Genomic DNA, 26406 nt, shown 5'->3' with positions numbered 1-26406 from the left:
CGAAGGAAACCCTTGGTAAGGACCACACCCGAACTTCTGGAAGAGGGTGGAACGCGTGGACCGTTGCGTCGTCCTGGTGGACGCCGGCTACTTGCTGGGCGCGGCCGCGAGCCTGCTGGCCGGAGAGCCCGCCCGTTCCCGCATCACCGTCGACCACGCGGCCCTCATCCGGGGCCTGCGCGAGCTGGCGGAGGCCGACACGCGGCAGCCGCTGCTGCGGATCTACTGGTTCGACGGCGCCCCCGACCGCGTACCGCAGCCCGAGCACCGCAGGCTGCGTGTGATGCCCCGGGTGACCGTCCGGCTCGGTGCTCTCACCCGCAGCGACGGGCGCTGGGCGCAGAAGGGCGTCGACGCCGCGATGCACGCCGAACTCACCGAACTGGCCAGGAACCGGGCCTGCTCGGACGTGGTGCTGGTGACCGGTGACGGCGATCTGCTGCCCGGCCTGATGTCCGCCAAGGAACACGGCGTCGCCGTCCATCTGTGGGCCGTCCAGGCCGCCGACGGCGACTACAACCAGTCCGAGGACCTGGTCGCCGAGGCCGATGAACGAAGGGTGCTCGACCGGGCCTGGATCACCGGGGCCGTACGCGCCAAGGAGACCGGCGGTGTCTGCGCCCCGCCGCCCGTGCCCCGCCCGGAGATCGCCGCGATCCTCTCCGCGCCCCTGCCCGAGGCGGCCCTCGCCGCCTCCGCCGAGCGGGCCGCGGAGGCCCGGTCGGCGGAGAACGCCGCCGACAGCGCCGTCCCACCGCCCGAGGAGGGCCCCGCCGCCGACCGGCCCGGCCCCGGCGCAAGAGGTGTCCCCACCCCCAAGGACCTGGCAGGCACCCTGCGCGGCCCCGGCGCCCAGCCGGCCCAGCAGCCCTCGCCCGCCAACGCGACCCTGCGCTGGTCCTCCGACAAGGGCTGGATGGAGCGCGGCGGACCGCTGGGCGAGCCCGCCGAAACCGCGTCCCTCCCGACGCTGGCGCAGCTCACCAGCGCCGAGCAGCGCTGGGCGGACCGCGAGGAGGACATCACCACCGTCGGCGGCGATCCCTTCGAGGTGGGACAGGTCTTCGCCCGCCGCTGGATGGAGCGGCTGCCGGAGAACACCCATCTGCAGAAGCTGTCGACCATGTATCCGCGCATCCCGCACCGCATCGACGGTGAACTGCTGCGGTACGCGGCACGGTTCGGCCTGCTCGCCCACAAGGACGACCAGATCGACGAGCACGACCGCTATGCGATCCGTGCGGGGTTCTGGCGGGAGATCGATGTACGGGCCGCGGCGGAACACGCCCCGTTGGCGGAGCGGACGGGTCTGTCCGGCGACTGACGGGGCAGCGGGCCCGCCGATCGGGCATCCCCGTCCGGCGAATGCGGCGTCGATGCCCGACCGGCACGGCCCCGGGCGTAATACGGGGCATCCGACCCCGTACTCTCGTACCTCGTGAGTACGGGCACAGCACAGGCGCAGACGGCGACCGGGACCGTGTGCGTGGTGCGTGATCTGGTCAAGACCTATCCCGCCGCCCGCGGCCGTCGCGGGGCACCCGCCACACCCGAGGTGCGCGCCACCGACGGGATCAGCCTGGAAGTGCGGCGCGGCGAGATCTTCGGACTCCTCGGACCCAACGGCGCGGGGAAGTCCACCCTGGTACGACAGCTCACCGGGCTGATGCGGCCCGACTCCGGCAGCGTCACCGTGCTGGGCCACGATCTCGTCCGGCACCCCGAGCGGGCCTCCCGGCTGATCGGGTACCTCGGGCAGGAGTCCACCGCCCTCGATGAACTGACCGTGTCGCTCGCCGCCGAGACCACCGGACGCCTGCGCGGCCTCGCGGTACGGGACGCCCGCGCCGAACGCGACGCCGTACTCGACGAACTCGGCCTCACCGAGATCGCGGGGCGCCCCCTGAAGAAGCTGTCCGGCGGGCAGCGGCGGCTGGCCTGCTTCGCCGCCGTGCTGGTCGGCGAGCGGCCGGTGCTGGTGCTGGACGAGCCGACGACCGGGATGGACCCCGTCGCGCGGCGCGCCGTCTGGGCCGCCGTGGACCGCCGCCGGGCCGAGCGCGGCACCACGGTGCTGCTGGTCACCCACAACGTCATCGAGGCCGAAACGGTCCTCGACCGGGTCGCCGTGATCGAACGCGGCAAGGTCATCGCCTGCGACACGCCGACCGGACTCAAGGAACGGGTCGCCGACGAGGTCCGGGTCGAGCTGGTGTGGCGCGAACGCGCGCCCCTGGAGGTGCCCGAGGTGGCCGCGCTGCGCGGCTCGGCCCAGGAGTCCGGGCGGCGCTGGGTGCTGCGGCTCGGCCCCGACGAGGCACGGGCGGCGGTCGCCGCGGTGACCGGCGGCGCGGCCTTCGCCGCACTCGACGACTTCACACTGGCGACGCCCAGCCTGGAGGACGTCTATCTCGCGCTCGGCGGGGACGCGACCATGGGGCTGGTGAAGTCATGACCGGGGCGGGCGGGGCGACCGGGATGCCTGGGACGCGCGGGAGGCGCGGGGCGGCCGGGTACGCGCGCGTGGCCGGGACGGGAGTGGCGGCCGGCTGCGTGTGCGTGGCCGGGCAGGGAGCGAAGAGGAGCAGCGCCAGGTGACGAGCATCGTTCCCGCGCAGGCGGTGACCGGACCCGTCCGGACCGCCGAGGACGGCCGTGCCGTCGGCGACGGTCACGGTCACGACGGGGCGGCCCCCGCGCCGCTCGCGCCGCGGGCCCGGCTGTTCCCCTCACTCGCGGCCGTCTACCGCGCCCAGCTGTCCAGGGCCAGGGTCGCCCGCATCCCGCTGCTCTTCGTCGCGACCTTCCAGTCCGTGGGGATCATGGTGCTGATGCGCGGGGTCGTCGACGGCGGCTCCGAGGCACGGGCCGTCGTCGCCGGGTCCAGCGTTCTCGTGGTGGCCTTCGTCGCGCTCAATCTGCTCGCCCAGTACTTCGGGCAGCTGCGGGCGGGCGGTGGGCTCGACCACTACGCCACGCTGCCCGTGCCGCCCGCCGCGGTGGTGCTCGGCGCGGCCGGGGCGTACGCCTCCTTCACCGTGCCCGGCACGATCGTCACGGCCGTGGCGGGGAGCGTGCTGTTCGGACTGCCGCTGACGCATCTGTGGGTGCTCGTCGCCGTCATCCCGCTCTCCGGGGCGGCGCTGTCCGGGCTCGGCGCGGCGTTGGGACTGCTCGCGCCCCGGCAGGAGCTGGCCACGCTGCTCGGGCAGCTGGGCATGTCGGCGGCGCTGCTGCTCGGTGTCCTGCCGGCCGAGAGGCTGCCCGCGCCGATCGACTGGGCCCGTGATCTGCTGCCCTCGACCTACGGTGTCGAGGCGCTCTCCCGGTCCTTCGACGCCCACCCCGACTGGGTGGTCGTCGCACTGGACCTCGCGGTCTGCGCCGCGGTCGGTGTCCTGTCGCTGGCCGTGGCCACCTGGGCGTACCGCAGGGCAGCGGTCCGGTGAGGCGCGGCACAGGTACGCCTGGCACGATGGCACGGTGACCGCACCTCTGACACCGCCTCACGAGCCCTCGTCCAACAACCCCTGGCAGACCCCGCCGAAATGGGGCGGGTCCGGTGGCCCCGGTGGCCCCGGCCCCGGTGTCCTGGCGGAGTCCGAGGGGGAGAACGACCGCCGGTCGGATCTGCGGCGGGCCGCTCTCGTCACCCTGCTCGTGACCGTCTCGGGTGTCGTGCTGGGACTCCTCTGGGTGTGGCTGGCTCCGCGGGTCCCGCTGATCTCGGACGGCACGGCCGTCTTCCTGAGTGACAGCGAGGGAGAGGAGGCGATCGGCGCCGACGGCACGTTCGTGCTCCTCGCGCTGGCATGCGGTGCGGTCTCCGCGGCGCTGGTCTTCTGGTTCCAGCGGCGCGGTGGGATCGCCCTGGTGGTGGGGCTGGCGCTGGGCGGACTGCTCGCTTCCCTCGTCGCCTGGCGGCTGGGCGTATGGCTCGGGCCGAACCAGGACGTGGTCGCGCACGCGCGGGCGGTCGGCAAGGGCGTGGTCTTCGACGCACCGCTTCGGCTGCGGGCCAAGGGGGCCGCGTTGCTCATGTGGTCGCTGGCGGCGATGGCGGTTCATCTCGGGTTGACGGCGCTGTTCGGGCCGAGGGATCCGGAACCGGAGTGGGGCGCGTTCCCGGGGTGGACCGCGGGTGGCCCCGTGCCGGGTGCGGGGCCCGCTGCGGGGCCCGCTGCCCCGGGTGCGGGTGGGCCGCCGGACGGGTCCTAGTCGGGTACGGGTACGGGGTGGGCCGCCGCGGGGAACCGGCCCCTGCCCGCCCTTCCCGGAGCGCCGAGGGCTCAGCCCCTGGCCCCCCGGATCCACCGCCGGCCCCCGAAGCCATCGGACCCCCGGGTCCGCAAGCACAGGGCGGGCACCCTTGCGCCCGTCGGATCGGGAGAACAGCGGGGCGGGACTACTCCCGGCCGATCTCCGCGAACACCGCTCCCGTCAGCGAGGCCAGATCCGTGGGGGCCAGTTCGACCTCCAGGCCGCGGCGGCCCGCCGAGATGCAGATGGTCTCGTGGGACCGCGCCGACGCGTCCAGCACCGTACGCAGCCGCTTCCGCTGGCCCAGGGGCGAGATGCCGCCCCGTACGTAGCCGGTGGTGCGTTCCGCCGCCGCCGGGTCGGCCATCGCGGCTCGCTTGCCGCCGACCGCGGAGGCCAGGGCCTTGAGGTCCAGGGAACCGGCCACCGGGACGACCGCGACGGTGAGGGCGCCGTCGACGTCCGCGACGAGCGTCTTGAAGACCCGGTCGGGGGAGACGCCCAGTGCCTCGGCGGCCTCCTCGCCGTAGGAGGCCGACGCCGGGTCGTGCTCGTAGGCGTGGACGGTGAACGCAGTACCGGCCGCGCTCAGCGCGACCGTCGCCGGGGTGCCGCCGGGCTGTTGCTGCTTCTTCGGCTTCTTCGCCACGGGGAAGGGTCCTCGGGTCGGTCGTCGGTCAGTTGGGGTGGGTCGGGGCCCGGGTCAGGTCCACCGCCGGCAGGGACGGCAGATGCCGGATGACGGCGGTCTCGGCGCGCAGCAGCGTCAGTTCCTCGCGCAGCCGGGTCGCGGTGTCGGGTGCCTGGAGCAGCCGCTGCTTCGACGGAATGTCCAGCACGGCCGCCGCCGCGACCAGGTAGGAGACGACGGAGGGGTCGTCGGGAAGGTCCGCGCCCGTGGTCAGCGACCGTTCGCTCGCCCCGGCCAGCCGTTTCTGGTAGGCGCGGAAGGCCCGCAGAACACCCTCCGCGAGCGCGCCGGCCTCCTCGCCGGGTTCCTCGTCCAGCTCTTCGAGCTCGGCCGTGAGATAAGGACCGCTCGCCTCGACGGAGAGCAGCTTGACCCGGGTGGTGCCGGTCGCGAGGACCTCGAAGCTGCCGTCCGGCCGTTCCCGGATCTTCGCCGCGTCGGCGATGCAGCCGACCCGGTGGAAGGTCTGGACCGGATCCGGGCCGAAACCGTCGGAGGGACCGCGCTCGGCGCGGGTGTGCGTCGCGGCCGGCATGCCGGTGGCCGTCGGGGCGATCTCGCGGCCGTCGCGGATCGCGACCACGGCGAAGCGGCGGGGCTCGTCGTCGTCGGTCTTCAGCAGCTCGCGCATCATGGCGCGATAGCGCTCCTCGAAGACGTTCAGCGGCAGCACGAGGCCGGGGAACAGCACCGCGTTCAGCGGGAACAGAGGCAGGCGGGCGGTGGTCACAACGGTCAAGCGTAATGGCCGTGTGGCCCGCTGTGGTCGGCCCGGCCCGGCGAGAACGTCACACAGGCCACCCGGCGCCGCGCATCGTCCCTCGTGTCGAGGAACCGGCCGAGCGGGTCGTCGGAGACCGACGACCACGGGAACGAGGCCGCATGCGGTCCGATCCGCCGGAACTGTTCCAGTGCCTCTTCCCAGCGGCCCCGGGCGACCAGTACGAACGCCAGCAGGTTGCGGGCCTCGGCCGGCCAGGGATCGCCCGGTGCGAACGAGGCGGACAGCGTGATCGCCAGGTCCGCCGCGGCGTCGATCCGTTCCTCCTGCACCGAGGTGGTCCGTACGGCCGGTCCGTCGACCAGGACGGCGAAGGCGGCCCGCAGCGGCAGCGCCTGCACCAGCGAGCCGGGCAGCGAGTCCTCGGCGGCCCGCTCGGCGAAGTCGAAGCACTCGCGGTGCGAGCCGTACCAGGCGGCGGAGAGGTACCGCAGGGCCGCGACATGGCAGCCGTAATGGTGCGAGGAGCGCTGGATCGCCTGCTCCCACAGCGCCTCGAAGGTGGTGTGCGTGGCGTGGGTGCCGCGCGCGTGGTCGAGCGCGAGCCGCCAGGGCACCGGGTCGCGCGGATCGGCGTCGGCCGCCGCGGTGATCAGCGGTCCCAGCTCGCGCAGCTGCTCGGCCCGGACCGGCGACTCCCAGGCCCGGCGGACCGCCAGTTCGGCCTTGACGAGCAGCGCGTCCGGGTCGTGCGGCGCGGCGGCGAGCCAGTCGGTCAGCCAGGCGTCGCGGTTGCGGGCGAAGGTGACGAGCCGGTCGAGGTAGCGGTCACGGTTCTCCCACTCGGCGCCGTCCCGGGTGGTGGCGAGGAGTTTCGCGGCCGGTTCGTACTCCCCGAGGGCGGCGGCGACGAGCGCCGGGGAGAGCCGCTCGTCGGGGGCGTCGAGCAGCACCGCGTCGTCCGACGGCAGCCCGGCGAGCCCCCGGGGGGAGCGCCGGATCGTGCGCGCGGTACGGAGCAGAGCGCGAAGGAATGGCATGGTGCAGACCATTGAAAAGCGCTGGTCGGGGCGGCGCCAGGGGGGCACTGTGAAGAGTTGGTGCCGAGTGAATGGGTTGTATCGAGCGTGGTCAATAAAAAGCAAAGGAAAGTGCGGAATCTGGCTTGTTCCTGACGCTCCGGTGTCGGCCGGCCGGTACGTGTGCCGTGGTTCGGCCAGTCGTTCGACCCGGGAACCCGGCCATCGTGACGGGTGCCGACGGAAGGGTGACGGTCGCTCGGACGGTCGCCCCGTGCTCGCCGCTCCTCCCCGCCGTGGCCGGATTCCGCTCGGAGGCTGTCGGGCGACCTGCGGTCGGAGGTCGCCCGACAGCCTCTCAGCCGCGGCGCAGCAGTCGTGAAGCGCCGGCCGCGACCGTCGTGGCCAGTATCCAGCCGAGCAGGACGAGCACCGCCGCCGTCCACTGCCAGCCGCCCTCCATCCGCCAGGAGCCGTCCTGACCGAGGTTGATCACCGGCACCAGTAGATCGAGGGCGTACAGCGCCGGGTTCCACTCCGGATGCTCATCCTGTTTGATCGCCGCGGGGACGTGCCGGGAGAAGGCCAGCGTGCCCGCCGCCCACAGCACCGCCATCCACACCGCGGCCCGCCCCGGCCGGTAGCCGTACGCCACCGTCCAGTCCTGCAGGAAGCCCCAGAGCTTCGCCGCGGGCGGCAGCGTCTCGCGCCGCCGCCGCTGCTTGGCCAGCAGGACCTCGCGGGCGTCCGCGTCCTCCCCGCAGCTGCGCAGCACCGTCGCGAGGCGTTCGTACGGCTCCGGTACGTACTCCGGGGTCGCCGCCGCCACCCACTCCAGGCGCCGGGAGAGCGGGAAGTGCCCGTACGGGACGAGGTTCTCGTACACGAAACCGCCCATCGCCAGACCGCCGGGCCCCGGCCAGCTCGTCGACACGTCGATCAGTGTGACGACCCTCGCGCCGTTCAGGACGACCCGGCCCTCCTCCGGCCGCTCCGCGTTGAAGCGCAGCTCCGGGGTGACGATCCGGCGCAGCGACAGCTCCTCGTGCCGGGCCAGTACGAACCGCGCCTTGTGCAGATCGACCGCGTCGCCGAACCGGCCGTCGTCCAGACGCACCCCGCCGCGGCACTCGAAGAACTGCGAACGCGTACCGCGTGCCGGGGTCGGGGCCATGACGATGCCGTACGGGGGAGTGGTGCCCTGGATCCCGGTGTCGATGCTCACCCACGCCTCGCTCATGTACAACGTGCGCTCCACCGTCAGCTGCGGGGCGTTCAGCGCGCGCCGCCCCTCCCTGCCCCGCAGCCGGCTGCCGCGCAGACTCAGCGAACCACCGACCTTCGCCCCGCGCAGACTCAGCTCGCCGCGCGCCTCGACCAGTTCCGCCTGCAGGTCCTGGGCGACCGCCAGCCCGTCGGCGGCCAGGGCCCGCCCGTTGCGGTCGGGGCCGATCTCGATCTGGTTGATCAGCAGATCGGTGCCGATCTGGGCGTCGGTGAGCCGGATCCCGCGAGCGACGCGGCAGCGCGGCAGATGCAGATCGCCCTCGGTGCGCAGCCGCGCCGCCTCCAGCCGAGGCATCGCGCAGCCGACGATCCGCAACGTCGTGAAGTGGCACTCGGGCAGCACCACCTCGTTCTCGAAGCGGCAGCCGGTCAGCTCGACGTACGGCGCGACGCGCCCGCCCGCCAGATCCAGTGTCCCCGTGATCCGCACGCCCCGGAGCTTCAGCGCGGCGACCCGGCCGGGCCGCGGCGGGGGACCGGACAGCAGCAGCCGGGCGACGACGCGCCCGTCCACACTGCGTTCCGGTCCCCAGGCACGCGGGGCGAACGGATCGTCCCGCGCCGGATCACGCGCGCGCAGATCGTAGGTACTGCCGTTCCTGAAGGCCTGCCACATGCCCAGCTCGGCCGCGCTGAGACCGTCCGGAAAATCGCCGTCGTGCGGTTCGGTCACGGGTGCCCCTTCCGCTCGGAGCTGTTCTTCCCTCTGAGTGACGACGTGAACGCTATTGGTCAGGAGTGATGGCCGGGGCATGTATCAGCCAGTGATACGGGCGACCGGACGCCGGAGGCGGTCTGCGAGAATTGCGGTGTGATCTCTCGAATCGATCTGCGCGGCAACGTCCTCCCCGAGGGTGGAGCCCTGCGCGACCTGCTGCCCCGTGCCGAGTTCGACGTGGAAGCCGCCCTGGAGACGGTGCGGCCCATCTGCGAGGACGTACGCCATCGTGGCTCGGCGGCAGTGATCGAGTGGGGGGAGAAATTCGACGGCGTACGGCTCGACTCGACCCGCGTCCCGGCCGCCGCGATCGCCGAGGCGCTGGAGCGGCTCGATCCCGCCGTACGGGCCGCGCTGGAGGAGTCGATCCGCCGCGCCCGCCTCGTCCACCGCGAGCAGCGCCGCACCACGCACACCACCCAGGTCGTCCCCGGCGGCACCGTCACCGAGAAGTGGGTGCCGGTCGAGCGCGTCGGGCTGTACGTGCCGGGCGGGCGTTCCGTCTACCCGTCCTCCGTCGTCATGAACGTCGTTCCGGCCCAGGAGGCGGGCGTCGAGGGCATCGCCGTGGCCTCGCCGCCGCAGAAGGACTTCGGCGGTCTGCCGCACCCCACCATCCTCGCCGCCTGCGCGCTGCTCGGCGTCGACGAGGTGTACGCGGCCGGCGGCGCCCAGGCCGTCGCGATGTTCGCGTACGGAACGGCCGAATGTCCTCCGGTGAACCTCGTCACCGGCCCCGGCAACATCTACGTCGCCGCCGCCAAGCGCCTCCTCAAGGGCCGGATCGGCATCGACGCCGAGGCGGGCCCCACCGAGATCGCGATCCTCGCCGACTCCACCGCCGACCCGGTACACGTCGCCGCCGACCTGATCAGCCAGGCCGAGCACGACCCGATGGCCGCCGCCGTCCTGGTCACCGACTCCGAGGAACTGGCCGCCGCCACCGAGGCCGAGCTGAAGCCTCAGGTCGCCGCGACCAAGCACGTCACCGACCGGATCGAGCCCGCACTGGCCGGCCGCCAGTCCGCGATCGTCCTGGTCAACGACCTGGAGGACGGCCTCAAGGTCGTCGACGCGTACGCCGCCGAGCACCTGGAGATCCAGACCGCCGACGCCGCCGCGCTCGCCGACCGGGTCCGCAACGCCGGGGCGGTCTTCGTCGGTCCGTGGGCCCCCGTCTCGCTCGGCGACTACTGCGCCGGCTCCAACCACGTCCTGCCCACCGGCGGCTGCGCCTGCCACTCCTCGGGCCTGTCGGTGCAGTCCTTCCTGCGCGGCATCCACATCGTCGACTACACGCGTGACGCGCTCGCCGAGGTCACCCACCATGTCGTGACCCTCGCCGAGGCGGAGGACCTCCCCGCCCACGGCGCCGCGCTCAAGGCCAGGTTCGGCTGGAAGGTCCCGCAGCAGTGACGAACAGCGACACCCCCCACAAGGCCACCCGCAACGCCTGGGACGAGCTCCCGATCCGCGACGAGCTGCGCGGCAAGTCCCCGTACGGGGCGCCGCAGCTCGACGTACCCGTGCGGCTGAACACCAACGAGAACCCGTACCCGCTGCCCGAGGCGCTCGTCGAGCGGATCGCCGAGCGCGTCCGCGAGGCCGCCCGCGACCTCAACCGCTACCCCGACCGGGACGCCGTCGAGCTCCGTACGGAACTGGCCCGCTACCTCAGCCGCACCGCCGGGTACGAGGTCGCTCTCGCCAACGTCTGGGCGGCCAACGGCTCCAACGAGGTGCTCCAGCAACTGCTGCAGACCTTCGGCGGCCCCGGCCGCACCGCGATCGGCTTCGAGCCCTCGTACTCCATGCACGCCCTCATCGCCCGGGGCACCGGCACCGGCTGGATTTCCGGACCGCGCAACGAGGACTTCACCATCGACGTCGACGCGGCCCGGAAGGTCATCGCCGAGCACCGGCCCGACGTCGTCTTCATCACCTCGCCCAACAACCCCACCGGCACCGCCGTCGACGCCGAGACCGTTCTCGCGCTGTACGACGCGGCCCAGGCGGCCGGGCCGTCGATGGTCGTCGTCGACGAGGCGTACGGCGAGTTCAGCCACCACGCCTCGCTGCTCCCGCTGATCGAGGGCCGGCCGACCATGGTGCTCTCGCGGACCATGTCGAAGGCGTTCGGCGCCGCCGGGCTGCGCCTCGGCTACCTCGCCGCCGACCCGGCCGTCGTCGACGCGGTCCAGCTGGTGCGGCTGCCGTACCACCTGTCCTCCGTCACCCAGGCCACCGCGCTCGCCGCCCTGGAGCACACCGATACGCTGCTCGGATACGTCGCCCAGCTGAAGAGCGAGCGCGACCGGATCGTCACGGAGCTGCGCGCGCTCGGCTACGACGTCACCGACTCGGACGCCAACTTCGTCCAGTTCGGCCGCTTCGCCGACAGCCACGCCGCCTGGCAGCGGATCCTCGACCGGGGCGTCCTCGTCCGGGACAACGGCGTACCGGGATGGCTGCGGGTCTCCGCGGGCACCCCGGCAGAGAACGACGCGTTCCTCGATGCGGTACGCGAACTGAAGAAGGAGCACGACGCATGACTCGCGCGGCCCGCGTAGGAAGAGTCGAACGCACGACCAAGGAAACCTCGGTGCTCGTCGAGATAAACCTCGACGGCACCGGCAAGGTCGAGGTGTCGACCGGGGTCGGTTTCTACGACCACATGCTCGACCAGCTCGGCCGGCACGGGCTCTTCGACCTCACGGTCAAGACCGACGGCGACCTGCACATCGACTCGCACCACACCATCGAGGACACCGCCCTCGCGCTCGGAGCCGCGTTCAAGCAGGCCCTCGGCGACAAGGTCGGCATCTACCGCTTCGGCAACTGCACCGTTCCCCTGGACGAGTCGCTCGCCCAGGTCACCGTCGACCTCTCCGGCCGCCCGTACCTGGTGCACACCGAGCCCGAGAACATGGCGCCCATGATCGGCGCGTACGACACGACGATGACCCGGCACATCCTGGAGTCCTTCGTCGCCCAGGCCCAGATCGCCCTGCACGTCCACGTGCCGTACGGGCGCAACGCCCACCACATCGTGGAGTGCCAGTTCAAGGCGCTCGCCCGCGCCCTGCGCTACGCCAGCGAGCACGATCCGCGTGCGGCCGGCATCCTTCCTTCCACGAAGGGCGCGCTGTGACCGGCCTCAACACCATCCTGATCCTGGTCGGCCTCTTCCTGGCCGGCGGGGTCTACTCCTTCTCGAAGCAGAAGATGCCCAAGGGAGTCATCGTCCTGCTCGGGCTCGCGTCCGTGATGTGCCTGGTCGCGGGCGTCATGCGGATCCAGGGACTCTGGGACTGAGGTGGTACTCGTGAGCGCCAGGAACAGCGACCCGAAGAACAGCGACCCGAAGAAGAGCGGCCGGAAGAAGGTCGTCGTCTTCGACTACGGCTTCGGCAATGTCCGTTCCGCCGAGCGGGCCCTCGCGCACGTCGGCGCGGATGTCGAGATCACTCGCGACTACGAGAAGGCGATGAACGCCGACGGGCTGCTGGTGCCCGGCGTCGGCGCGTTCTCCGCCTGCATGGAGGGGCTGAAGAAGGCCCGCGGGGAATGGATCATCGGCCGCAGACTCTCCGGCGGCCGCCCCGTCATGGGTATCTGCGTCGGTATGCAGATCCTCTTCGAACGCGGCATCGAGCACGGCGTGGAGACGGAGGGGCTGGACGAATGGCCCGGTACCGTCGCCCCGCTGAAGGCCCCGATCGTCCCGCACATGGGCTGGAACACCGTGCGGTCCCCCGAGGACTCCCAGCTCTTCGCAGGTCTCGACCCCGAGGCCCGGTTCTACTTCGTGCACTCCTACGCCGTGCACGACTGGAGCCTGGAGGTCACCAACGCGAAGATCCGCGCGCCCCGGGTCACCTGGGCCACCCACGGCGAGCCGTTCGTCGCGGCCGTGGAGAACGGCGCCCTGTGGGCTACCCAGTTCCACCCCGAGAAGTCCGGCGATGCCGGCGCCCAGCTGCTGACCAACTGGATTGAGACGCTGTAATGCCGAAGCTTGAACTCCTCCCCGCCGTCGACGTCCGCGACGGCCAGGCCGTCCGCCTCGTCCACGGCGAGTCCGGCTCCGAGACCTCCTACGGCGACCCGCTGCAGGCCGCTCTCGCCTGGCAGCAGGCGGGCGCCGAATGGCTGCATCTCGTCGACCTGGACGCCGCGTTCGGCACCGGTGACAACCGGGAGCGGATCGCCGAGGTCGCCCGCTCCATGGACATCAAGGTCGAGCTGTCCGGCGGCATCCGCGACGACGCGTCGCTGGCCGCCGCTCTCGCCACCGGCTGCACCCGGGTCAACCTCGGCACCGCCGCCCTGGAGACCCCGGAGTGGGTCGCCAAGATCATCGCCGAGCACGGTGACAAGATCGCCGTCGGCCTCGACGTCCGCGGCACGACCCTGCGCGGCCGCGGTTGGACCCGAGACGGCGGCGACCTCTACGAGACGCTCGCGCGCCTCGACTCCGAGGGCTGCGCCCGTTACGTCGTCACCGACATCGCCAAGGACGGCACGCTCCAGGGCCCCAACCTGGAGCTCCTGAAGAACGTCTGCGCCGCCACCGACAAGCCCGTCGTCGCCTCGGGTGGCGTCTCCTCGCTGGACGACCTGCGGGCCATTTCCTCGCTCGTCCCGGCGGGCGTCGAGGGCGCGATCGTCGGCAAGGCGCTGTACGCGAAGGCGTTCACCCTCGAAGAAGCGTTGCAGGTGGTCTCCGGATGACCGATTCCGTCAACCGCATCTCCTCGGGCGCCCCCTGGGAGGAGAAGTTCGGCTACTCCCGCGCGGTCGAGCTGCCGAACGGCCTTGTCCTGGTGGCGGGTTGCACGTCGGTGGAGAACGGGCAGATCTCCGCGGGCGGCCCGTACGAGCAGACCGTCACCTCCTTCAAGGTCGCCTTCGACGCGCTGAAGCAGCTCGGTCTGGGCCGTGAGGACGTCGTCCGCACCCGGATGTACGTCACGCACGCCCGGGACGTGGACGAGGTCGGCCGCGCCCACAAGGAGCTCTTCGACGACGTCCGCCCCGCGGCGTCGATGATCATCGTGTCCGGTTTCGTGGACCCGAGCCTGGTCGTCGAGGTCGAGGTCGAGGCCTACCGGGCAGGTGCGCGATGACTCTCGCGGTACGCGTCATCCCGTGCCTGGACGTCGACAAGGGCCGGGTCGTCAAGGGCGTCAACTTCCAGAACCTGCGCGACGCGGGCGACCCGGTCGAGATGGCGAAGCTGTACGACGCCGAGGGCGCCGACGAGCTGACCTTCCTGGACATCACCGCGTCCAGCGGCGACCGGGAGACCACCTACGACGTGGTGCGCCGCACCGCCGAGCAGGTCTTCATCCCGCTCACGGTCGGCGGCGGCGTCCGGACCGCCGACGACGTCGACAAGCTGCTGCGGGCCGGTGCGGACAAGGTCGGCGTCAACACCGCGGCCATCGCCCGCCCCGACCTGATCCGGGAGATCGCCGAGCGCTTCGGCCGCCAGGTCCTGGTGCTCTCCGTGGACGCCCGGCGCACCCCCGTCGGCACCTTCGAGGTCACCACGCACGGCGGTCGCAAGGGCACCGGCATCGACGCCGTCGAATGGGCGCACCGGGCCGCCGAGCTGGGCGCGGGCGAGATCCTGCTCAACTCGATGGACGCGGACGGCACCAAGGACGGCTACGACACCGAGATGATCGCGGCGGTGCGCCGGCACGTGACCGTCCCCGTCATCGCCTCCGGTGGTGCCGGCCGGCTCGCGGACTTCGCGCCCGCCATCGCGGCGGGGGCCGACGCGGTACTCGCCGCGTCCGTCTTCCACTTCGGCGATCTGCGGATCTCCGAGGTCAAGGGCGCGCTCAAGGAGGCCGGACACCCGGTCCGCTGACCGCAGCACCCATCGATTGACCGCAGCACCCATCGATCGCCGGACGGAGCCGATTTCTCGGCTCCGTCCGGCGATCGTCGTTCCAGGGCCGTCCGCCCGCCGATCGACGCGGCACCACCGTCGCCACCAAAAACCCGCCACATTTCTTGCGCAATAAATATTGCGCAAGTTTTCTTTCCTATCTACCGTGAGCGGCATGGCAAGCAATGAATCGCGCCGGATCTCGGATCTGGAGACCCTCAAGGCGTTCGGGCACCCTCTGCGGATGAAGCTGTACCGGCTGCTCTACATCTCCCGCACGGCCACCGCCTCCCAGCTCGCCGAGCAGGTCGACGAGGCCGTCTCGCTGGTCAGCTACCACCTGCGCAGGCTCGCCGACCACGGCCTGATCGAGGAGGCCGAGCAGCAGGGCAAGGACGGCCGGGAGCGCTGGTGGCAGCCCGCCTCGAAGGGGCTGACCTTCCACGAGGAGGACTTCAGCGACGCGCCCGAGAAGGCCGCCACGCACGCCGCGGTCGGCCGGCTCTCCTTCGACCAGCGCAACGAGCTGTACCGCCGCTACCTCGACTCGGCCCAGACCTGGCCGGAGGAGTGGCGCGGCGCCGCCTCCGGCTCCGAGTACCTCGCCCGGCTCACCGCCGAGGAGCTCACCGCGCTCAGCCGCGAGGTGCACGAGCTGATCGACCGGTACGAGGACCTCGGGCGGGCCCGCGACGAGGCGGGCGACACGGAGGGGCGCGAGAACGTCGCCATGCACCTGTACGCATTCCCGTTCCGCACCTGAACCGGCGCCCCGAGAGGACCCTCATGACCGTCACCGCAACGGCCGCGAAAGCCCCCGAACGCCCCGCCCACCGCGACGGCAACGTCCTGCGCTGGCTCGGTGCCTACACCGCGTCGATGATCGGCGACAGCGTCTACTACATGGCGCTCGCCTGGGCCGCCGCCCGCAGCGGCAGCGCCACCCAGGCCGGACTCGTCCTCGCCGTCGGCTCCGTACCCAGAGCCCTGCTGATGCTCGGCGGGGGAGTGCTGGCCGACCGGATAGGACCGCGTCGCGTCGTCATCGGCAGCGACGCCGCCCGCTGCCTGGTCGTGCTGGGCCTGGCGGGCGCGCTGCTGCTCACCTCGCCCGCCGTGTGGATGCTGATCGCCGTCGCGCTCGTCTTCGGCGTGGTCGACGCCCTCTTCCTGCCCGCCGTCGGCGCCCTGCCGCCCCGGATCACCGCCGCCGGACAGCTCGCCCGCGTCCAAGGGATGCGTGGACTCGCCTCCCGTACCGCCAATGTCGTCGGGGCCCCGCTCGGCGGCGTCGCGGTGGCCGGCGGCGGCCCGACCCTCGCGTTCGCCGTGGCCGGGGTGCTCTTCGCCGTATCGCTGCCGCTGCTCCTGACCCTGCGGATCGGTCCACTGCCCGTCCGGGAGACCGCCGAACCGTCCGGCACCGCCTGGCACGAACTGGTGGACGGGCTGCGCCACATCCGCCGTCACCCGGTGCTCGGACCGCTGATGCTCGCCGTCGCCCTGAGTGAACTGGGCTTCGTGGGGCCGCTCAACCTCGGGCTGATCCTGCTCGCCCGCGAGCGCGGCTGGGGCGCCTCGGGCATGGGCTGGATCGTCGCCGCGTTCGGGATCGGCGCCGGCGCGTCGGCCCTGTTGCTCACCGTGCGCGGCCGGGTGCCGCGGGCCGGACTCGTCATGTGCCTGACGGTGCTGATCGGCGCGGTCGCCATAGCGGCCCTGGCGTACACGCCCTCGCTGGGCCTCGCCGTCGCCGTCGCCGTCTGCATCGGGCTCTTCGCGGGACTCGGCGGCTCCCTGTGCGGCGCACTGATCCAGACGGTCACCGACCCCGGGTATCTGGGCCGGGTCACCTCCGTGTCGACGCTCTTCACCCACGCGATCGCACCGCTCAGCTACCCGGTCACGGGAGCCGCCGTCGCCGCCTGGGGGACGGGCCCGGTCTTCGTCGCCAGCGCCGCGGTGTGCGCGGTGGGGGCGGTGGTCGCTCTGACCTTCACCCACTTGCGCCGCGCGGAACTGCCGTGCTGACCCGCCCCCTACGCCCTACACGCCCAGCTCCGCCGTGTGCAGCCGGGCCACCGCGTCCTGGTCGCCCTCCAGCCCCACCGTCGCCGCGTCCTGCCGGCCGAACACGAAGAGCAGCAGCTCGCCCGGCTCGCCGGTGACCGTCACGACCGGGGTGCCCTTGTGCGCCACCGCCGTCTGGCCGTCGGGGCGGCGCAGTACCAGCCCCACCGGGGACTTGCGGCCCAGCAGCCGGGCCGTCCGCTCCGCACGGGACCACAGCACATCGGCGAAGACCGGGTCCAGCTCCCGCCGCGACCAGTCCGGCTGGGCCCGGCGCACATCCTCCGCGTGGACGTAGAACTCGACGGAGTTGGCGGCCTCGTCGATCTGCTTCAGACCGAACGGGGACATCCGCGGCGGACCGGTACGGATCAGCTGGATCAGCTCCTCGTACGGCTTCGCCGCGTACTCCGCCTGCACCCGCTCCAGGCGGTTCTTCAGCAGGCTCAGCAGCGCACCTCCCGCCGCGTCCGGCCGGCGTTCGCGGACCACCACATGGGCGGCGAGGTCCCTGGTCGTCCAGCCCCGGCACAGAGTCGGGGCCTCCGGTCCCGCCGCCTCCAACAGGTCGGCGAGCAGAAGTCGTTCGCGCTTCGCATGGGTCGACATGTTCGCCAGCGTACGACCGTCGCGCGCGGTCCGCCCAGTGGACGTCGCACGGAACCCCTCCCGCGACCACGGCACAATGGGCGCATGACCAGCGCGCCCACGCCCAGCACCCCGCCGCCGTCCGGCACCCTCGACCCGGCCATCGCCGCCCGCCTCAAGCGCGGCGCCGACGGGCTCGTCCCGGCCATCGCCCAGCAGTACGACACCGGCGAGGTGCTGATGCTCGGCTGGATGGACGACGAGGCGCTGCACCGCACCCTCACCACCGGCCGCTGCACCTACTGGTCCCGCAGCCGTCAGGAGTACTGGGTCAAGGGCGACACCTCGGGCCACGTCCAGCAGGTCAAGTCCGTCGCACTCGACTGCGACGCCGACACCGTCCTCGTCAGGGTCGACCAGACGGGTGCCGCCTGCCACACCGGCGACCGCACCTGCTTCGACGCCGACGTCCTCCCGCTCGCCCAGTAGGGTCAGCCGCCATGGATCTCGATACCTTCCGCAAGCTGGCCGTCGAACGGCGCGTCATCCCCGTCAGCCGCCGGCTCCTCGCGGACGGCGACACCCCGGTCGGCCTCTACCGCAAACTCGCGGGCGAGCGCACCGGCACCTTCCTGCTGGAATCCGCGGAGAACGGCCGCACCTGGTCGCGCTACTCCTTCATCGGGGTGCGCAGCGCCGCGACCCTCACCGCACGCGACGGGCAGGCGCACTGGCTGGGCACCCCGCCCGTCGGGGTCCCCGTCGACGGTGACCCGCTGCAGGCCCTGCGCGCCACCATCGAGACCTTGCACACCCCGCACGACCTGGTCGTCGACGACGGGCTGCCCCCGTTCACCGGCGGCATGGTCGGCTATCTGGGCTACGACATCGTGCGCCGCCTGGAGAAGATCGGCGACAGCGCGGAGGACGACCTCCGCCTTCCCGAGCTGACGATGCTCCTCACCTCGGACCTGGCCGTGCTCGACCACTGGGACGGCAGCGTCCTCCTGATCGCCAACGCGATCAACCACAACGACCTCGCGACCGGTGTCGACGAGGCGTACGCGGACGCCGTCGCCCGTCTCGACGCCATGGAGCGGGACCTCTCGCGCCCGGTCGAGAACACCCCCGCCGCCCTGCCGCCGTCCGAGCTCCCCCCGTACACCGCGCTGTGGGGCGGCGCGGCGTACCAGGACGCCGTCGAGGACGTGAAGGAGCGCATCAGGGCCGGCGAGGCCTTCCAGGTCGTCCCCTCCCAGCGCTTCGAAACCCCGTGCACGGCGAGCGCGCTGGACGTCTACCGGGTGCTGCGCGCCACCAACCCGTCGCCGTACATGTACCTCTTCCGCTTCGACGGCTTCGACGTCGCGGGCTCCAGCCCGGAAGCCCTCGTCAAGGTCGAGGACGGACGCGCCATGGTGCACCCGATCGCCGGAACCAGGCACCGCGGCGCCACCCCGCAGGAGGACCAGGCGCTCGCCGACGAACTCCTCGCCGACCCGAAGGAACGCGCCGAGCACCTGATGCTCGTCGACCTCGGCCGCAACGACCTCGGGCGGGTCTGCGAACCCGGCACCGTCGAGGTGGTCGACTTCATGTCGATCGAGCGGTACTCCCACGTGATGCACATCGTCTCCAGCGTCACCGGCCGGGTCGCCGAGGGCCGCACCGCCTTCGACGTCCTCACCGCCTGCTTCCCCGCGGGCACCCTCTCCGGCGCCCCCAAGCCCCGTGCGATGCAGATCATCGAGGAGCTCGAACCGACCCGCCGCGGACTGTACGGAGGCTGCGTCGGCTACCTCGACTTCGCCGGGGACTCCGACACCGCCATCGCGATCCGGACCGCCCTGCTCCGCGACGGCACGGCGTACGTCCAGGCCGGAGCGGGTGTGGTCGCCGACTCCGACCCGGTCGCCGAGGACACCGAGTGCCGCAACAAGGCCGCCGCGGTGCTCCGCGCGGTGCATACGGCCAACCGGCTCCACGGCTGACGAGGCCGTAGGGGATAGTGGGGTAGGTGAGTGCTGTTCCCGTACCCCAGCCCCGTGCCCGAGCGGCCACCGCCGACGCCACGGGAAGCCGCCGCAGCCTGGCCGCCGGACTGCTCCTCGGCGCGGCCGGTGCCACCGTCGTCCTGCTCGCCTCCGGCCAGACCTGGGCCGAGGGCCGGGCGGCCGTCGGCGGTGGCTCCCTGCCGCTGGCCGCCGACGGCCAGGACGTCACCGGTCTCCCGGCGGCCCTGGCCATCGTCGGCCTGGCCGCCCTCGTCGCCGTCTTCGCCGTGCGCGGCAGCGGGCGGCTGGTCGTCGCCGGGCTGCTCGCCCTCAGTGGCCTCGGTGCCGGACTGAGCGCCTGCCTCGGCGCCTCCGACAGTTCGGCGCTCGACGAGAAGGCCGCGCAGACCACCGGCGACACCGCGGCGACCATCGGCGCCCTCAGCCACACCGCGTGGCCCTACGTCACCGCGGCCGGCAGCCTGCTGATCCTCCTCGCCGGGCTGCTCGCCCTGCGGTACGGGAAGCTCTGGCCCACCATGTCGGGACGGTACGAACGGGACGGCACCCCCCGCCCCCGCAAGGCCGCCCGCACCGCCCCGGACCCGGACCGGCCCGAGGACCTCTGGAAGGCCCTGGACCGCGGCGAGGACCCGACGGGCGAGGCATGACCCCGAGCTCACCCCGTACCCGCGCGTACGGGACAATGAAGCCGAGCTTTCTGCACAGCGGCACCAACAGCGGCACCAGCTTTGCGTACAGCGATACCAACAGCGCATCACCAACAAGGAGCAACTCATGGCGGGCAGCAGCCACGGACACACCCCGGCCGCCTGGACCGGTGTCATCATCTCCTTCATCGGCTTCTGCGCCGCCGGCGTCTTCGTGGTCGCGGCCAACCCGATCGGCTTCTGGGCAAGCATCGCCGTCATCCTCCTCGGCGGGGTCGTCGGCCTCGCGATGAAGGCCGCGGGCCTCGGTATGCCGAAGGAGTCGGCGGAGATGGCCGCGGCCCGGGCGGCGGCCGGGCAGGCCCAGATCTCCTGACACACGCGGCAACCCGACACCCCGCGGGTGTGCGAGGCGCAGCCCGGCCGGGCTGCGCCTTTCCGCGTCAGCGGGGACAATCACCGAGTGGACGCATCGCCTACCCCAGCCGCAGCGCCGTCGGCGCCGGGCCCCCGGCCCGCCCCCGGCCCTCCGCCGATGTCCGGACAGCCGCCGGCGTCCGGCCGGCCGTCCCCGCCCGTCTTCCCCCCGGCCCCCGTGCCCGCCTCGCCGATCCGGCGGCTCGCCGTCCCGGCGGGAGTCATGGCCGCGGTCATCGGCGCCTTCGGGTACGTCGGCGCCGTCGACCCCAATCAGCCGGGCCACTACCCGGTCTGCCCGCTGCTGCGGTTCACCGGCCTGTACTGCCCGGGGTGCGGCGGGCTGCGCAGTGCCCACGCCGTCGCGCACGGCGACATCGCCGCCGCCCTCGGCTCCAACGCGCTCGCCGTCGTCGGCTACGCGGTCTTCGCCGTCCTCTGGGTGGTCTGGACGGCCCGCGCCGCCCGGGGAAGGCCCATGGGCATCGCCGCGAAACCCGTCGTCTGGTGGGGGGTCGGGGCCGTGCTGCTGATCTTCTCGGTCGTCCGGAATCTCCCGTTCGGATCGGCGCTGGCGCCTTGAATGCCCAGGTAGTGGGACATTCGCGGACTGGATTCGGGCCCTTCGCCCTCCTGCGGATAGCATTGACATGACTGATCCTGTTCCTTCATCACCGTCCTGGAAGGGGGCCGCTCGCGTGAGTGTGCTCGACGAGATCATCGACGGCGTACGCGCCGACCTCGCAGAGCGGCAGGCGCGCGTCAGCCTCGACGAGCTGAAGGAGCGCGCGGCGCGCGCTCCCGCGGCCAAGGACGGAGTCGCCGCCCTGCGTGGCGAGGGCGTGACCGTCATCTGCGAGGTCAAGCGCTCAAGCCCCTCCAAGGGGGCACTCGCCGCCATCGCCGACCCGGCCGCGCTCGCCGCGGACTACGAGGCGGGCGGCGCGTCCGTCATCTCGGTCCTCACGGAGGAGCGTCGCTTCGGCGGTTCGCTCGCCGATCTGGAGGCCGTCCGCGCCAAGGTCGACATCCCGGTCCTGCGCAAGGACTTCATCGTCACCTCCTATCAGCTCTGGGAGGCCCGCGCCTACGGTGCCGACCTCGCCCTGCTGATCGTCGCCGCCCTCGACCAGGAGGCACTGGTCTCCCTGATCGAGCGCGCCGAGTCCATCGGTCTGACGCCGCTGGTCGAGGTGCACGACGAGGAGGAGGCGGAGCGCGCCGTGGACGCCGGGGCGAAGATCATCGGTGTCAACGCCCGCAATCTGAAGGACCTCAAGGTCGACCGTTCCACCTTCGAGCGCGTCGCCCCCGAGATCCCCAACCACATCGTCAGGGTCGCCGAGTCCGGCGTCCGCGGTCCGCACGACCTGATCGCGTACGCCAACGCGGGCGCCGACGCGGTGCTCGTGGGCGAGTCCCTGGTCACCGGCCGCGACCCGAGGGCCGCCGTCGCCGACCTGGTCGCCGCGGGCGCCCACCCGGCGCTCCGTCACGGACGGGGCTGACCCGCACCATGTCCGCCGATCGTCCCGTGCTCCGCACCTCGCCGCGCCTGCGCCTGGCCATGGTGACGGCTGCCCGGGACCCGCACGCGCCGCTGGCGCGCGGCTGCCGCCCCCGCGGCTGCCGTGCCCCCGCGCGCCGGGTGCACGGCCGGCGGGTGCGGTACGTGATCGGCGACGAGCCCGGCCAGGTCAACGGCATGCGATGGCGCACGGGGTCCGCGCTGTAGCGAGCCCCGGCCGACGTACCCGCACCACTCCTGTCGTACGTACGACCGCACCTCCCGACCATTTCCGGTCGCGGTGGCGCTCCGCTCACGGCGCATACGGTGAACCCACCCATTGCGATGTCGAGGAGCACGTCGGATGTCATCTGACTTCTTCATCCCGGACCCGGAGGGTCTGGTCCCCAGCGCCGAAGGTTACTTCGGTGCGTTCGGCGGCAAGTTCATCCCGGAGGCGCTCGTCGCCGCCGTGGACGAGGTCGCCGTCGAGTACGACAAGGCGAAGGCCGACCCGGCCTTCGCCGCCGAGCTCAACGAGCTCATGATCAACTACACCGGCCGCCCCAGCGCGCTGACCGAAGTCCCGCGCTTCGCCGAGCACGCGGGCGGTGCCCGGATCTTCCTCAAGCGCGAGGACCTGAACCACACCGGCTCGCACAAGATCAACAACGTGCTGGGCCAGGCGCTGCTCACCAGGCGCATGGGCAAGACCCGGGTCATCGCCGAGACCGGCGCCGGACAGCACGGGGTCGCCACCGCGACCGCCTGTGCGCTCTTCGGCCTCGAATGCACCATCTACATGGGGGAGATCGACACCGAGCGGCAGGCGCTGAACGTGGCGCGCATGCGGATGCTGGGCGCCGAGGTCATCGCCGTGAAGTCCGGCTCCAGGACGCTGAAGGACGCCATCAACGAGGCGTTCCGCGACTGGGTCGCCAATGTGGACCACACGCACTACCTCTTCGGCACCGTCGCGGGACCGCACCCCTTCCCCGCCATGGTCCGCGACTTCCACCGCGTCATCGGCGTCGAGGCCCGCCGCCAGATCCTGGAGCGGACCGGCCGGCTGCCGGACGCGGCCATCGCCTGTGTCGGCGGCGGCTCCAACGCCATCGGGCTCTTCCACGCCTTCATCCCGGACGCCCATGTCCGGCTGATCGGCTGCGAGCCCGCCGGGCACGGGGTGGAGACCGGAGAGCACGCGGCCACCCTGACGGCGGGCGAGCCCGGCATCCTGCACGGCTCGCGCAGTTACGTCCTCCAGGACGACGAGGGCCAGATCACCGAGCCGTACTCCATCTCGGCCGGTCTCGACTACCCGGGCATCGGCCCGGAGCACGCGTACCTCAAGGACATCGGCCGCGGCGAGTACCGTGCGGTCACCGACGACGCCGCCATGCAGTCGCTGCGCCTGCTCTCCCGTACCGAAGGGATCATCCCGGCCATCGAGAGCGCCCACGCGCTGGCCGGGGCCCTGGAGGTCGGGAAGGAACTCGGCAAGGACGGACTGCTCGTGGTCAATCTGTCCGGCCGCGGCGACAAGGACATGGACACGGCGGCCCGCTACTTCGGGCTGTACGACGGGACCGACGGGGTCGTCGAGGCCGATGTGGCCGACGGGGAAGAGGAGGTCACCAAGTGAGCGGCAATGTGGAGCTGTTGAGTTCCTCCCTCGCGCGGGCCAAGGCGGAGAACAGGGCCGCGCTCATCGCGTACCTGCCGGCCGGCTTCCCGACCGTCGACGGCGCGATCGCCGCCGTGAAGGCGGTCGTGGCGGGCGGTGCGGACGTCGTCGAGGTGGGGCTGCCGCACAGCGACCCGGTGCTCGACGGACCGGTCATCCAGACCGCCGACGACATCGCCCTGCGTGGCGGCGTGAAGATCGCCGACGTGATGCGCACGGTCCGCGAGGCGTACGAGGCGACCGGCGTGCCGATCCTCGTCATGACGTACTGGAACCCGATCGACCGGTACGGCGTCGAGCGCTTCACCGCCGAACTCGCCGAGGCGGGCGGCGCCGGGTGCATCCTGCCCGACCTGCCGGTCCAGGAGTCCGAGCTGTGGCGCGAGCATGCCGACAAGCACGGTCTCGCGACCGTCTTCGTCGTCGCGCCGAGCAGCAGGGACGAGCGCCTCGCCACCATCACCGCGGCCGGCTCCGGCTTCGTCTACGCGGCCTCGCTGATGGGGGTCACCGGCACCCGTGAGTCGGTCGGCGAGCAGGCCCAGGAGCTGGTCGGGCGCACCCGGGCCACCACGTCCCTCCCGGTCTGCGTCGGCCTCGGCGTCTCCAATGCCCGGCAGGCCGCCGAGGTCGCCGGTTTCGCCGACGGGGTGATCGTCGGTTCCGCCTTCGTCAAGAGCATGCTGGACGCTCCCGACGAGGAGGCCGGCCTGGCCGCGGTCCGCTCCCTGGCGGGCGAACTCGCCGAAGGCGTTCGAAAGCGCTGAATCGGGTGTAACCCAAACGGGTGGACCTGGACCGGGGAGGCACGCGCGTGCCTCCCCGGTTCGTTGCTGCGGGTGTGAGCGAGAAGAACGAACAGGGAAAAAGGGCCGCGCGAGACCGGCTCGTCCAGCGGCGTGAGCGCGAGAAGGCGCACGAGCGCCGCAGGCGCGGGCTGATCGTCGGCGGCGCCGTGGTGGGTGTGCTGGCGCTGGCCGCCGTCGTCGGCGTGATCGCCGCGAACACGGGCGGCAACGGCAACAAGAGCAAGACGGCGGGCCCCGTCGTCGCACCGTCCGGTGCGACCGGCAAGGACAGCCTGGCCATCCAGGTCGGCGCGGACGGCGCCCCGTCCACGCTCACCATCTGGGAGGACTTCCGCTGCCCGGTCTGCGCCCAGTTCGAGAACGTGTTCCGGGACACCATCCACCAGCTGGAGAGCACCGGACAGATGAAGGTCGAGTACCACCTCGCCACGATCATCGACGGAAATCTCGGCGGCAGCGGCTCGCTGCGGGCGGCCAACGCGGCGGCCTGCGCACAGGGCGCGGGCAAGTTCTTCGCGTACCACGACGTCCTCTACCGCAACCAGCCGCAGGAGACCGACGACGCCTTCGGCGACAACGCCAAGCTGATCGAGCTCGCCGGGAAGGTCCCGGGACTCGACACCCCCGCCTTCCGCGGCTGCGTGGACGACGGCAAGCACGACAGCTGGGTCCAGAAGTCCAACACGGCATTCCGGAACGGCGGATTCCAGGGCACGCCGACCGTACTGCTCAACGGTGAGTCGATCTTCCCGAAGAAGGGGAACGAACCGCTCACCGCGGCGAACCTGAAGAAGTGGGTCGCCGAGGCCGACAAGGGCAAGAAGCCGGGCGCGGCCACACCGGCGCCGTCGCACTCCTGAGCGGTGGTCCGGCAGGGGGAATCCATGACCGGCCCGTTACCCATACGTTGTCGGGTGGGTTGCCGTAGGCCCCACCCGGCAAGGTAGCGTCGACCCTGCCATGGACCTTGCCTACATTCCCAGTCCGTCGACCGGCGTGATCGATCTCGGCCCGATCCCGCTCCGCGGCTACGCGTTCTGCATCATCATCGGCGTCTTCGTCGCCGTCTGGTTCGGCAACAAGCGCTGGATCGCCCGGGGCGGCAGAGCCGGCACCGTCGCCGACATCGCCGTCTGGGCGGTGCCCTTCGGGCTTGTCGGCGGGCGGCTCTACCACGTCATCACCGACTACCAGCTGTACTTCAGTGACGGTAAGAACTGGGTCGACGCCTTCAAGATCTGGCAGGGCGGCCTCGGCATCTGGGGTGCGATCGCGCTCGGCGCCGTCGGTGCCTGGATCGGCTGCCGCCGCCGCGGGATCCCGCTGCCGGCCTGGGCCGACGCGCTCGCCCCCGGTATCGCCCTGGCCCAGGCCTGCGGCCGCTGGGGCAACTGGTTCAACCAGGAGCTGTACGGCAAGCCGACCGATGTGCCGTGGGCGCTGAAGATCAGCGAGGGCCCCAACAGGGTCGCCGGTACGTACCACCCGACGTTCCTGTACGAGTCGCTGTGGTGCATCGGTGTCGCCCTGCTGGTGATCTGGGCGGACCGCCGCTTCAAGCTCGGTCACGGCCGGGCGTTCGCGCTGTACGTCGCCGCGTACTGCGCGGGGCGCGGCTGGATCGAGTACATGCGGGTCGACGAGGCCCACCACATCCTGGGCGTACGCCTCAACGTGTGGACCGCGGGGATCGTGTTCCTGCTGGCGGTGGTGTACATGGTGATCTCGGCGAAGGTGCGGCCGGGGCGCGAGGAGGTCGTGGAGCCGGGCGCGGTGGACGCCGAGGGCGGCGAAGGCGCGAAGGACGGCGAAGGCGCCGATGCCGTGAAGGACGGCGACGCCTCGGACGACGCGGACGGAGCGGTCGCGTCCGACGTGGACGCGGGTCCTGACGCGGACGGCGGTGCCGAGCGTGCCGACGACTCCGAGGACAGTGCCGCGAAGACGCCGGAGAAGAACGGCGCCGCGGAGGCGGCGAAGCACGGCTGAGCCGAGCGTTCGTCATGCGTGGGGCCCCGAACCGCCTGGTTCGGGGCCCCACGCGTGTCCTCGATCGCCGGATCGG

30 protein-coding genes are annotated in these 26406 nt (G+C 72.2%); 25 read left to right on the top strand and 5 right to left on the bottom strand.

Going from position 1 to position 26406, the window contains the following annotated elements:
- Positions 1–46 precede the first annotated feature (46 nt).
- The 4 genes from ACZ68L_RS28980 (at position 47) to ACZ68L_RS28965 (ending at position 4218) form a co-directional block, all read left to right on the top strand.
- Positions 47–1324, top strand: coding sequence for an NYN domain-containing protein (locus ACZ68L_RS28980; protein ID WP_469582313.1), 1278 nt, complete (start codon positions 47–49; stop codon positions 1322–1324).
- Between the two features lie 156 nt (positions 1325–1480).
- The gene (locus ACZ68L_RS28975) at positions 1481–2455 is read left to right on the top strand and encodes an ABC transporter ATP-binding protein (protein WP_469582504.1); all 975 of its coding nucleotides are present in this window, start codon (positions 1481–1483) and stop codon (positions 2453–2455) included.
- A 265-nt stretch (positions 2456–2720) separates the two neighbouring features.
- A complete protein-coding gene (locus tag ACZ68L_RS28970) occupies positions 2721–3449 on the top strand; it encodes an ABC transporter permease (protein ID WP_469582500.1) in 729 nt (242 codons plus the stop codon).
- 34 nt (positions 3450–3483) lie between these two features.
- The gene (locus ACZ68L_RS28965) at positions 3484–4218 is read left to right on the top strand and encodes an ABC transporter permease (protein ID WP_469582310.1); all 735 of its coding nucleotides are present in this window, start codon (positions 3484–3486) and stop codon (positions 4216–4218) included.
- Between the two features lie 187 nt (positions 4219–4405).
- Here the strand turns inward: ACZ68L_RS28965 and ybaK are convergent, their stop codons facing one another.
- The 4 genes from ybaK to ACZ68L_RS28945 form a co-directional block, all read right to left on the bottom strand.
- Positions 4406–4909: a Cys-tRNA(Pro) deacylase gene (ybaK, locus tag ACZ68L_RS28960; RefSeq protein WP_469582307.1), complete on the bottom strand. Its 504-nt coding sequence runs from the start codon at positions 4907–4909 to the stop codon at positions 4406–4408.
- A gap of 28 nt (positions 4910–4937) precedes the next feature.
- A complete protein-coding gene (locus ACZ68L_RS28955; RefSeq protein WP_469582303.1) occupies positions 4938–5681 on the bottom strand; it encodes an LON peptidase substrate-binding domain-containing protein in 744 nt (247 codons plus the stop codon).
- 5 nt (positions 5682–5686) lie between these two features.
- A complete protein-coding gene (locus tag ACZ68L_RS28950) occupies positions 5687–6724 on the bottom strand; it encodes a hypothetical protein (protein WP_469582300.1) in 1038 nt (345 codons plus the stop codon).
- A gap of 325 nt (positions 6725–7049) precedes the next feature.
- On the bottom strand, positions 7050–8651 hold the full coding sequence (locus tag ACZ68L_RS28945) for an oxidoreductase (RefSeq protein ID WP_469582299.1): 1602 nt from the start codon (positions 8649–8651) through the stop codon (positions 7050–7052).
- 138 nt (positions 8652–8789) lie between these two features.
- Here ACZ68L_RS28945 and hisD point away from each other — a divergent pair, with 138 nt between their 5' ends.
- From hisD to ACZ68L_RS28895, 10 genes are all read left to right on the top strand, one after another.
- A complete protein-coding gene (gene hisD / locus ACZ68L_RS28940; RefSeq protein ID WP_469582296.1) occupies positions 8790–10112 on the top strand; it encodes a histidinol dehydrogenase in 1323 nt (440 codons plus the stop codon).
- On the top strand, positions 10109–11248 hold the full coding sequence (locus ACZ68L_RS28935) for a histidinol-phosphate transaminase (RefSeq protein WP_469582293.1): 1140 nt from the start codon (positions 10109–10111) through the stop codon (positions 11246–11248). Before hisD ends, ACZ68L_RS28935 begins: the two co-directional genes overlap by 4 nt.
- Positions 11245–11847 carry an imidazoleglycerol-phosphate dehydratase HisB gene (gene hisB, locus ACZ68L_RS28930; RefSeq protein ID WP_383862861.1) on the top strand — a complete coding sequence of 201 codons (603 nt, stop codon included), beginning with the start codon at positions 11245–11247 and terminating at the stop codon, positions 11845–11847. The genes ACZ68L_RS28935 and hisB overlap by 4 nt, the downstream gene beginning before the upstream one ends.
- Entirely contained in the window at positions 11844–12011 is a 168-nt protein-coding gene (locus ACZ68L_RS28925) for a hypothetical protein (protein WP_176740053.1), read from the top strand. The genes hisB and ACZ68L_RS28925 overlap by 4 nt, the downstream gene beginning before the upstream one ends.
- Before the next feature lie 10 nt (positions 12012–12021).
- Positions 12022–12705 carry an imidazole glycerol phosphate synthase subunit HisH gene (gene hisH / locus ACZ68L_RS28920; protein WP_469582289.1) on the top strand — a complete coding sequence of 228 codons (684 nt, stop codon included), beginning with the start codon at positions 12022–12024 and terminating at the stop codon, positions 12703–12705.
- Complete coding sequence (priA, locus tag ACZ68L_RS28915; protein ID WP_469582287.1) at positions 12705–13430, top strand: bifunctional 1-(5-phosphoribosyl)-5-((5-phosphoribosylamino)methylideneamino)imidazole-4-carboxamide isomerase/phosphoribosylanthranilate isomerase PriA; 726 nt, start codon at positions 12705–12707, stop codon at positions 13428–13430. Before hisH ends, priA begins: the two co-directional genes overlap by 1 nt.
- Positions 13427–13825 carry a RidA family protein gene (locus ACZ68L_RS28910; RefSeq protein WP_469582285.1) on the top strand — a complete coding sequence of 133 codons (399 nt, stop codon included), beginning with the start codon at positions 13427–13429 and terminating at the stop codon, positions 13823–13825. The genes priA and ACZ68L_RS28910 overlap by 4 nt, the downstream gene beginning before the upstream one ends.
- The gene (gene hisF / locus ACZ68L_RS28905) at positions 13822–14577 is read left to right on the top strand and encodes an imidazole glycerol phosphate synthase subunit HisF (RefSeq protein ID WP_469582283.1); all 756 of its coding nucleotides are present in this window, start codon (positions 13822–13824) and stop codon (positions 14575–14577) included. The genes ACZ68L_RS28910 and hisF overlap by 4 nt, the downstream gene beginning before the upstream one ends.
- A 196-nt stretch (positions 14578–14773) precedes the next feature.
- Positions 14774–15361 carry a helix-turn-helix domain-containing protein gene (locus ACZ68L_RS28900; protein WP_469582281.1) on the top strand — a complete coding sequence of 196 codons (588 nt, stop codon included), beginning with the start codon at positions 14774–14776 and terminating at the stop codon, positions 15359–15361.
- A gap of 23 nt (positions 15362–15384) precedes the next feature.
- Positions 15385–16629 (top strand): MFS transporter, encoded by a 1245-nt coding sequence (locus ACZ68L_RS28895; protein WP_469582278.1) that lies wholly within the window; start codon positions 15385–15387, stop codon positions 16627–16629.
- A 15-nt stretch (positions 16630–16644) separates the two neighbouring features.
- Here ACZ68L_RS28895 and ACZ68L_RS28890 read toward each other — a convergent pair whose 3' ends face one another.
- Positions 16645–17277 carry a TIGR03085 family metal-binding protein gene (locus ACZ68L_RS28890; protein ID WP_469582276.1) on the bottom strand — a complete coding sequence of 211 codons (633 nt, stop codon included), beginning with the start codon at positions 17275–17277 and terminating at the stop codon, positions 16645–16647.
- Positions 17278–17361: 84 nt separating this feature from the next.
- On the opposite strand from ACZ68L_RS28890, the gene hisI reads away from it, so the two are divergent.
- The 11 genes from hisI (at position 17362) to lgt (ending at position 26330) form a co-directional block, all read left to right on the top strand.
- Entirely contained in the window at positions 17362–17745 is a 384-nt protein-coding gene (hisI, locus tag ACZ68L_RS28885) for a phosphoribosyl-AMP cyclohydrolase (RefSeq protein WP_469582273.1), read from the top strand.
- A gap of 11 nt (positions 17746–17756) precedes the next feature.
- Positions 17757–19247, top strand: a complete 1491-nt coding sequence (locus tag ACZ68L_RS28880) for an anthranilate synthase component I (RefSeq protein ID WP_469582271.1) — start codon at positions 17757–17759, stop codon at positions 19245–19247.
- A 26-nt stretch (positions 19248–19273) separates the two neighbouring features.
- Positions 19274–19921 (top strand): TIGR02234 family membrane protein, encoded by a 648-nt coding sequence (locus ACZ68L_RS28875; RefSeq protein ID WP_469582269.1) that lies wholly within the window; start codon positions 19274–19276, stop codon positions 19919–19921.
- Between the two features lie 127 nt (positions 19922–20048).
- A complete protein-coding gene (locus tag ACZ68L_RS28870; RefSeq protein WP_469582267.1) occupies positions 20049–20297 on the top strand; it encodes an HGxxPAAW family protein in 249 nt (82 codons plus the stop codon).
- An 87-nt stretch (positions 20298–20384) separates the two neighbouring features.
- A complete protein-coding gene (locus ACZ68L_RS28865) occupies positions 20385–20921 on the top strand; it encodes a DUF2752 domain-containing protein (protein ID WP_469582264.1) in 537 nt (178 codons plus the stop codon).
- Positions 20922–21036: 115 nt separating this feature from the next.
- The gene (gene trpC, locus ACZ68L_RS28860; protein ID WP_469582261.1) at positions 21037–21846 is read left to right on the top strand and encodes an indole-3-glycerol phosphate synthase TrpC; all 810 of its coding nucleotides are present in this window, start codon (positions 21037–21039) and stop codon (positions 21844–21846) included.
- A 59-nt stretch (positions 21847–21905) separates the two neighbouring features.
- A complete protein-coding gene (gene trpM, locus ACZ68L_RS28855) occupies positions 21906–22073 on the top strand; it encodes a tryptophan biosynthesis modulator TrpM (RefSeq protein WP_469582497.1) in 168 nt (55 codons plus the stop codon).
- A 136-nt stretch (positions 22074–22209) separates the two neighbouring features.
- Complete coding sequence (trpB, locus tag ACZ68L_RS28850; protein WP_469582259.1) at positions 22210–23490, top strand: tryptophan synthase subunit beta; 1281 nt, start codon at positions 22210–22212, stop codon at positions 23488–23490.
- Positions 23487–24299, top strand: a complete 813-nt coding sequence (trpA, locus tag ACZ68L_RS28845) for a tryptophan synthase subunit alpha (RefSeq protein ID WP_469582256.1) — start codon at positions 23487–23489, stop codon at positions 24297–24299. Before trpB ends, trpA begins: the two co-directional genes overlap by 4 nt.
- 74 nt (positions 24300–24373) lie before the next feature.
- Positions 24374–25201: a DsbA family protein gene (locus ACZ68L_RS28840; protein WP_469582253.1), complete on the top strand. Its 828-nt coding sequence runs from the start codon at positions 24374–24376 to the stop codon at positions 25199–25201.
- A 100-nt stretch (positions 25202–25301) separates the two neighbouring features.
- Entirely contained in the window at positions 25302–26330 is a 1029-nt protein-coding gene (gene lgt, locus ACZ68L_RS28835) for a prolipoprotein diacylglyceryl transferase (RefSeq protein ID WP_469582250.1), read from the top strand.
- Positions 26331–26406: the final 76 nt, after the last annotated feature.

It is taken from the genome of Streptomyces sp. NPDC104309 (assembly GCF_055584025.1).
Note: the sequence above shows the minus strand (reverse complement) of the source record. Positions and strands in the feature narration are given on the sequence as shown.